The organism is Deinococcus misasensis DSM 22328, from assembly GCF_000745915.1.
In the GTDB taxonomy this organism is placed as follows: Bacteria; Deinococcota; Deinococci; order Deinococcales; family Deinococcaceae; genus Deinococcus_C; species Deinococcus_C misasensis.
Map to the genome: position 1 here is coordinate 1 of NZ_JQKG01000091.1, position 6,957 is coordinate 6,957.

Sequence of the window (6,957 nt, forward strand, 5' to 3'; positions counted from 1 at the left end):
AGAATCATGATGATTTCTGGAAATCCTAGGTTCATGGGGTCCTCCTTGCGAAACAGGCACAGCGAAGCAAAGGTGTTTCGTCTTGGAGGCTTATTTGCACAGGATCTGGATTTGGATGCATCGGGGTCTGGAGCGGCTGGATTTGACCAGAGCCGAGAGCCGAGAGCCGAGAGCCGAGAGCCGAGAGCCGAGAGCCGAGAGCCGAGAGCCGAGAGCCGAGAGCCGAGAGCCGAGAGCATCGTGTGATACGTGGCAGAGATGGTCAAGGGAAATTGTAGGGGCGAGGCATGCTTCGCCCTGTATTGCTGATGCCAGAGCTTTCCATTGCCCTCGGCCCTGTGCCCTCGGCTCTCGGCATTCACAACCGTTCCCCAAATCACAATTTCACCAAACCCCCATCTTTTGGTATCCATTGCATCCAAAACCCCTGAAGAGAGCAGATACACTTTTAAGCGTGAATGATCCGACCAGCACCGAGCACCACACTCAGCTTCTGATCCGCATTCAACGCGGTGATCAGGACGCCCTGAGGGAACTTTTCGAGGACCTCGGGCCCACCGTCAAAGCCGTCTCTTTTCGGATGCTGGGCAGCATCGAGGATGCCGAGGAGGTCATGCAAGACGCATTTGTGGTCCTTTACAACAAGGCCAGCACCTACACCCCCGAGCGGGCATCGGTGAAGACCTACCTGTGTGGGATTGCGCACAAGATGTGTCTGGAACGCCTCAGGAGCCGTTCTTCCCGTCCACAGAAAGTGGAAGAATGGGACATCCACGACCCAGAAACCGAAACCCTTTCTGCGGAGGTACAGCAGCAAGATGATAAAATCGTGGTCGAGAAAGCCTTGAGCACGCTGGAGCCAACCGAGAAAAAACTTCTGGAACTGGCTTTTTACGATGGGTACTCGCATTCTGAACTGGTGGAGCACACCGGAATGGCACTCGGGACCCTCAAAAGCAAGCTCAGGCGGGCATTGTTGAAACTCAAAACCACCCTGGAGGGCTTATGAACCACACCCGAGAACACCTGGCAGATTACGTGCTCGGGTTGCTCTCTCCACAAGAGATGGAGGAGGTGGAACGTCATCTGGAAAACCATCCTGAAGCCAGACGCACTGTCAAAGAGCTGCAAGAGGCCCTGTTCAGCATGACCGATGACCTTGAGCCTCTTGCGGTGAATCCAGACAGCTGGCAAAAAATTCAGGCCAGACTGGACCCCCCTCAGGTCCCAGCTGAACCTGCACCCTCAACAACCCTTCCACCTGTGCAGCACACTTCCTCTGGTCAAAGCTTCAGGTGGCCTTCATTCCTGACATGGGCTGCGGTGGTGGCCGTGGTGACGTTTGGCGGATGGTATGGCCTGGGCGTTTATCAGAACAACCAGCAAACCCGTTTGATTGAAAGTTGGGTGGAGGATGCCCGAGAGGTCAAACCTTTGCTGCAGGAACAAACGCAGGTGGCATCCGTGGCGTTCAGGGACCAGAACCGTGCACTGGTGATCATGAACGCCGAGGCAGCAAACCAGAAAAGTTATCAGGTCTGGGGCATCAAGGCCGGTCAACCGGTGTCTCTGGGTGTGATTGCCTCACGCACTTTTGAGGTGAGCACCGAAGGCTATGAAGCCATTGCAGTCAGCCTTGAGCCTTATGGGGGCAGTGAGACCCCAACACAGGTGCTTGGCGCAGTTCCGGTGGGCTGATCCTTCCAGAGTGAAGAAGCTGTGCATGGCACGGCTTCTTTTTTTGTTTCACAAGTGATGCTGTCCTCTATCACCTCAAATGGTTCACTTGCCATCTGAGATGGGCTTTTTGATCGAAACTGTTACAAACTTCTGACCGCTTCGTTTTGCAGAAAATGGTCTTTCAATTGAGGGGCTTCATCTGGTGAAAGCAAAAGAATGTCCATGGTTCAGGGTAGCAAAGCCCCTCTGGATGGGGTCTAGTTCAATTGGCTTATCCGGGCTTCGTTCATGAAAAAGGCGTTTTCGTGAACATGTGTTCAATGGTATTTGCGTAAGTGTTCAATCCAATTTTGAAAGCGCAGAATTGAAAAGCAAGTCCGAAATTGACTTTGCAGTACAGCCCTTTTGATCTACCCCTTTCGATGAGGACCCAGAGAACGAAAATTTCATTGGCATTCACATTTCAAAAAGAAACTTGCATAAATCCCAAAAAAGAAAATAAAAATGGGAGAAATTTTAAAATGTGAAATTCACCTCTTTTACATCAATGCCCAATTTGATATGACAGAGGCACAGATTTAAGGGAGGCACAACATGAACAAAACCGCTCTGGTCGGCGCTGCGCTGGCTCTGGGAAGCATGGCTTTTGCCCAGCAAAACCGCATTGACACCATCCGCCCTGATTCCCCCCAACTCTCTCCATATGGTGAATACCAGATCGGGGTACAGACCCTGAAGGTGGTCAACCCCAAACAGTTGGACATTGTGAATGCCACCGCAGGCAATCCCATCCCCACCTACGACCGTCCCCTCACCCTTGAAGTGTGGTACCCCGCCCAACTGAAAGCCGACCAGAAACCCGGCGGCGTGTACAACACCACCACCCGGGACGCTTCCATCGCCATTCAGGTGTACGGCAAAGCTGTGCGCGATGCCGAACCCCTCGTCAAACCCGAGAAGTTCCCTCTGGTGATCGTTTCACACGGCTACCCCGGCAACCGTTACCTGCTCAGCCACCTGACCGAAAACCTCGCCAGCAAAGGCTATGTGGTGGTGGCCATCGACCACACCGACAGCACCTTTTCAGATGTGAAAGCCTTCGGCAGCACCCTGATGAACCGCTCTCTGGACCAGCTTTTTGTGCTGAACGAGATCGATAAGCTCAGCAAAAACGGCAGCAAGAGCTTCCTCTCGGGTCTGGTGGATGCCAACAACACCGCAGTGGTTGGCTACTCGATGGGCGGATACGGCGTGGTCAACACCATCGGTGGGGGCTTCACCGACTTTGCCACCACCCTGCAATTTGCTCCACCCAACAAAGCCCTCGCTGCACGCGCTGCCAGCAACCCCGATTACCTGAAAACCGTGGATTCCCGCATCAAGGCCGCCATTGCCATTGCACCGTGGGGCATGCAGGTGGGCTTCTGGAACGCCGAAACCCTCAAGGGCATCAAAACCCCTGTGCTGTTTGTGGCAGGTGACCGCGACGATGTCTCTGGTTACGAAAAAGGCACAAGGGCCATCTTTGAAAATGCTGTCAACACCAACCGTTACCTGCTGACCTTCCACAACGCCAACCACAACGCTGCTGCACCCATGCCCGCTCCAGTGGAAACCTACAACAACTTCCCCCTCTTTGAGGCGTACTCGGAGACCGCATGGGACACCGTCAAGATGAACAACATCCTGGCGCACTTCGCCACCGCTTATCTGGGCATGCACCTCAAAGGTCAGACCGACATGCAAAAATACCTGAACCTCGTGGAGAACTCCAACGATGGGGCCGGAAACACCTACTGGGAAGGCTTCAAACCCAGAACCGCTCTGGGCCTGTCCCTGAAATACCTGCCTGCAGGCAAGTGAAGTGCTGTTTCAGGTGACCATCACCCGGTCTCGACCAGCCCGCTTGGCCCGATAAAGCGCCTGATCTGCCCGATTCACAGCCTCCAGAGGATCCTCTGGGGGCTGATACTTTGCCACCCCAATGGAAATGGTGATGTGCTGGATGTGGTCTTCATCCCGAATGGGCGTGGAGGCCACCGATTTGCGGATGGTTTCGGCGAAAATGGCGGCCTGTTCTGCGGTGGTGCCGGGCATCAAACACACAAATTCTTCGCCCCCATAACGGGCAAGGATGTCCTCTGGTCGCAACTGCATCTGGATGCGGGCCACCAGCACTTTCAGCACATGGTCTCCAAACAGGTGCCCCTGCTGGTCATTGATGCGTTTGAAGTGGTCGAGGTCCATCATCACCACACAGACGGGTGCTGCCACATAAGGCGAAGCGTGGGCCTTGAGGTGTTCCAGAAAAGCCCGCCTGTTGTAGCACCCGGTCAGGGCATCGTTGAAGGCCAGTTTGTGGCTGCGCCCGAGGGCAACCTGCAAATGGTCGTTGACCGTCTTGAGTTGTTCGTTGCTTTCCTGAAGTTGTTCTTTGAAGCGGTGCATCTCTTCCATCAAGATTCCTTGCTGCAAGTACAACTCTATGGCTTTTCGGGAAATCCCATGGGCCTCCTGATGGTATCTGATGAGCACCGCTGCATACACCAGCAATCCCACCCCAATGATGGCCGCATAGGCATGGGTTGAAGGGGTGAGCAGGAGCCTCAGGGAGATGGGGAGCAGCATCAAGACCACCATGGACGGATACAGGGTCGGAACCGCCGAATAGGTCACCAGCCCTCCCGAGACGATGGCCAGCAAGAACATCAGCAGCAGGTAAAACTGCTCGGTGTGCTCTGGATGGAAGTACAGCATCACCAGAATGCTCCAGCCGATGGCACGGGTCAGGCTGAAAGCCACTTCTCTGGACAGCCAGAATTCGGCAGCATGGAAATGCTTGATTTTGGGGTAACCAAACACCGAGCGGGCATGCAAGAACGTGTGGCCCAGCATGACCACCGTCCAGCTTCCCACCACCAGAGGGGTTTCCCTGAGAAGGGCAAAAGCAAACAACACCACCGCCAGAAAAGTCATCACCACAGACGGACGCATCTGGTCGTAGAGTCGGTCCACACTTTCATCCAACGTCCTCTGGGAAAGCGTTTTGTGAATCATAAACCACCCCATTCAATCCTGAACGAGAAGATGGAATGACCAATACAAGGATGATTTGAGTGTAAACCTCCGGGTCTTTCAGTTTCCTGAATTGAAACTGAAGATGGGAGGACAAGTGTCAAGTCGCTGGTCGGACGATGCAAACAGAGAGAGCCGTCAGCCATCAGCGTTCAGCCATCAGCCAGAAGGAAGGTTTTCTTGGTGCCTTTTGAGCTCAAAATCTGAGTGGGCTTTGCTTTTGGTCTTGTTGTTTTCGAGAGCAAAGGCCTCTGGATGGGCTTTTCGCTGACTGCTGATCGCTGAACACTTTCTCAAGTGCCATACCAAAGGTCAGACTTTACGGTGAACCTGTTGCCTCCCATCCATGCTGCTCGATTTTCCAGTCCCACTTGGTATGATGGGAAACCGATGTTGAACCCTACCCCCCGCTCCTTCCCACACACCGGACACATCTACGATGTGGCGGTGATCGGTGCAGGACTGGCTGGAAGCGAACTGGCCTACCACCTCGCACAGGCCGGTCAGGATGTGCTGCTGGTCACCCAGAGCCTCGACAGTGTGGGCAACCTGTACCACCCTTCGGTGGATTTCGCTTTTCCAGAGGGCTCTTTTCTGCAAATGGCTCTGGAGAAATCCCTGCCAGACCGCAGCTTGTGGATGTTTCACCGCAATGTGAAACAAACCCTCGAACTGACCCCCGGCATCCACCTGCTGCAATCGTGTGTGACCAGCATCCAGACCGGTGAACGGTTCCGCCTGAGCACCTGGGAAGGTCCAGAGCGTCTGGCCCGCAAAGTGGTTCTGGCTGTGGGCAGTTTTCTGGAAGCCCGACTCACCATGGGCAGCATCACCGAAGAATCAGGCAGGCTCTCGGAAATTGCTTACGATTTTCTGTATCAGGACCTCTTGCAGCAAGGCTTTGCTTTCGAGGAGGTCCAGCAACAGTCTCCTGCCACAGGAGAAGCCATCCCCTACACGGTGACCTTCAAAGTTTTTGCTCCAGCAGAACAGGACGGGTTTCACCTGAAACGCATTCCAGAGCTGTACGCTCTGGGCCGTTGCCTGCACGGAGAACACACCTACCAGAGTGTGGTGCAAGATGCCCACAAGCTCTTGGAGGTGCTGAAATGATCTTCAAACCTTCGGATTTTCGTTTTCCAGACAGCAAAGAACACCTTTATCCTGAAACGCCAGAGTTGCCCTGGCATCTGGAAGTGGGTTTCGGAGATGGAAGATTCTGGGTGCAGCACGCCCGAACGGAAGCCGCCAATTATCTGGGCGTGGAGATTTCCGGTGTCAGCCTCCTGAAAGCCGAGAAGAAGCTGCAGGATGCAGGTCTGAAAAACGCCATCCTGACCAAACTGCACGCCGAACCGCTCATTCAAGGGGTGGTCCCCAAGCAGGCTCTGGACCGGATTTATGTGAATTTTCCCGACCCATGGCCCAAACACGAGCACAACCGCCTGTTGCAGGTTCCCTTCTTTGAAATGGCCTCTGGACGCCTGAAAGCAGGGGGCGAAATCTGGTTCACCACGGACCACGAGGAGTACTTTCAGTTTGCTCTGGAAGAAGCCCGCAAGTCTGGCCTGTACGACCTGATCGAGTGTGCCCCTCCAGAGGCTGCCCTGCAAACCAAGTACGCCCTCAAGTGGCAGGATCTGGGCTTCGACGTGTTCCATGTGCGTTTCCGGGTCAAAGGCTTCAAAAACGTTCCCCCCTATCAGGTGTTCACGGAGGATGACATGCCCCACAGTATTCTTGTGGCAGGTGAAAACCCTGCCATCACCGAGTTCCAGAAAGCCGTGTACCGTTACGGCAACCGCACCGTGATCCTGCTGGATGTCTTCAAGAACCTGCGCAACGAAGGTTACGTGTTTCTGGCCCACATCGAAGAGGAGCACCTGACCCAGGAAATTCTGGTGCAGGTGACCCCCAGAGAAGACGGCACCACCCTGGTCAAAACCGCCAAGTTTGGCAGTCCCCTGATCACCGAAGGGGTCAAACTGGCCGTTCGCAGCGTGACCACCTACCTGCAAGAGCGGGGTTATCAGGTGACCCACACGGCATATTGAGAGCAACAAACAGGGTGCTGGAACAGGCAGAAGGCTGAAGGCCAAGGCAACTGTAAAGCAATGCAGGGCGAGGCATGCCCCGCCCCTACGTTGGTGGTAACGGGTTTTCTGCCTTCTGCCTTCTGCCTTCTGCCTTCTGCCTTCTGCC

6 protein-coding genes are annotated in these 6,957 nt (G+C 54.5%); 5 read left to right on the top strand and 1 reads right to left on the bottom strand.

Annotated features, from left to right (window positions below; all coding sequences use genetic code 11):
* The first annotated feature begins 454 nt into the window (after positions 1-454).
* The 3 genes from Q371_RS23095 (at position 455) to Q371_RS23105 (ending at position 3,543) form a co-directional block, all read left to right on the top strand.
* The gene (locus Q371_RS23095) at positions 455-1,009 is read left to right on the top strand and encodes an RNA polymerase sigma factor (protein ID WP_034345348.1); all 555 of its coding nucleotides are present in this window, start codon (positions 455-457) and stop codon (positions 1,007-1,009) included.
* A complete protein-coding gene (locus tag Q371_RS23100; protein ID WP_034345351.1) occupies positions 1,006-1,698 on the top strand; it encodes an anti-sigma factor in 693 nt (230 codons plus the stop codon). Before Q371_RS23095 ends, Q371_RS23100 begins: the two co-directional genes overlap by 4 nt.
* Before the next feature lie 576 nt (positions 1,699-2,274).
* Positions 2,275-3,543 (top strand): alpha/beta hydrolase family protein, encoded by a 1,269-nt coding sequence (locus Q371_RS23105; protein WP_051965135.1) that lies wholly within the window; start codon positions 2,275-2,277, stop codon positions 3,541-3,543.
* A 9-nt stretch (positions 3,544-3,552) separates the two neighbouring features.
* Here Q371_RS23105 and Q371_RS26265 read toward each other — a convergent pair whose 3' ends face one another.
* On the bottom strand, positions 3,553-4,737 hold the full coding sequence (locus Q371_RS26265) for a GGDEF domain-containing protein (protein WP_051965137.1): 1,185 nt from the start codon (positions 4,735-4,737) through the stop codon (positions 3,553-3,555).
* A gap of 408 nt (positions 4,738-5,145) precedes the next feature.
* Here Q371_RS26265 and Q371_RS23115 point away from each other — a divergent pair, with 408 nt between their 5' ends.
* The gene (locus tag Q371_RS23115; protein WP_034345354.1) at positions 5,146-5,868 is read left to right on the top strand and encodes an FAD-dependent oxidoreductase; all 723 of its coding nucleotides are present in this window, start codon (positions 5,146-5,148) and stop codon (positions 5,866-5,868) included.
* The gene (gene trmB / locus Q371_RS23120; RefSeq protein ID WP_034345357.1) at positions 5,865-6,809 is read left to right on the top strand and encodes a tRNA (guanine(46)-N(7))-methyltransferase TrmB; all 945 of its coding nucleotides are present in this window, start codon (positions 5,865-5,867) and stop codon (positions 6,807-6,809) included. The genes Q371_RS23115 and trmB overlap by 4 nt, the downstream gene beginning before the upstream one ends.
* Positions 6,810-6,957 lie beyond the last annotated feature (148 nt).

Coding starts and splice junctions, on each gene's coding strand:
- Q371_RS23100 (WP_034345351.1), top strand. CDS start 1,006: ATGAACCACACCCGAGAACACCTGGCAGATTACGTGCTCGGGTTGCTC.
- Q371_RS23105 (WP_051965135.1), top strand. CDS start 2,275: ATGAACAAAACCGCTCTGGTCGGCGCTGCGCTGGCTCTGGGAAGCATG.
- Q371_RS26265 (WP_051965137.1), bottom strand. CDS start 4,737: ATGATTCACAAAACGCTTTCCCAGAGGACGTTGGATGAAAGTGTGGAC.
- Q371_RS23115 (WP_034345354.1), top strand. CDS start 5,146: ATGTTGAACCCTACCCCCCGCTCCTTCCCACACACCGGACACATCTAC.
- trmB (WP_034345357.1), top strand. CDS start 5,865: ATGATCTTCAAACCTTCGGATTTTCGTTTTCCAGACAGCAAAGAACAC.